The sequence below is a fragment of the Delftia sp. ZNC0008 genome (assembly GCF_000799035.1).
Classification (GTDB): domain Bacteria; phylum Pseudomonadota; class Gammaproteobacteria; order Burkholderiales; family Burkholderiaceae_C; genus Comamonas; species Comamonas tsuruhatensis.
On sequence record NZ_JTKZ01000657.1, the window covers coordinates 1 to 723 of the forward strand.

1 protein-coding gene is annotated in these 723 nt (G+C 67.1%); it reads right to left on the reverse strand.

Annotated features, from left to right (window positions below; all coding sequences use genetic code 11):
- Positions 1 to 723: sensor histidine kinase (locus L995_RS21630; protein ID WP_047473657.1), on the reverse strand; the 723-nt coding region annotated here is incomplete at both ends.

Below are 723 nucleotides of genomic sequence, written 5' to 3' on the forward strand. Positions count from 1 at the left end.
GGCCACGATGGTGCCGTCCATGGCGTCGATGATCTTGCGGCAGATGGCCAGCCCCAGGCCCGTGCCGCCCGAGCCGTCCTTGGTCTTGCTGGACTGCACGAAGGGCTGGAAGATCTTGTCCAGCTCCTGCGGCGGAATGCCCGGGCCCTGGTCGGAGAAGGCGATGCAGATGTCGCCCTGCCCGTCGATGCGGCCCTGCACATCGATGCGCCCGCCGATGGGCGAGAACTTGATGGCATTGGCCAGCACATTGCGCACCACCTGCTGGAAGCGCACGGGGTCGGCCTTGGCGATCAGCGGGGCGTCGTCGAGTTCGAGCCGCAGGTCGATGAGCTTGTGCTGCTGCTGCGGCTCCAGCTCGCGCACGACCGGCCGGATCAGGCTGCGCAGGTCCGTGCGCTCCAGGTGGATGGTTCCCACGGCGCTGTCCAGCTTGGCCACATCGAGCAGGTCATTGACCAGGGCCAGCATGCGCTGGCCCGCCGCATGGATGTCGTTGAACATGTCGGCCATGGCGGGATTGCCGCGCGAGCGCAGGCTGCCCAGCTCGGCAAAGCCCATGATGGACTGCAGCGGGGTGCGCAGCTCATGGCTCATGTTGGCGACGAATTCCGACTTCACGCGAAAGGCCTCCTCGGCCGCATCGCGGGCCTCGCGCGTGGCATGCTCGGCCGCGCGGAATTCGCTCACATCCACAAAGATGCTGAGCACGCCGGTGGTCTG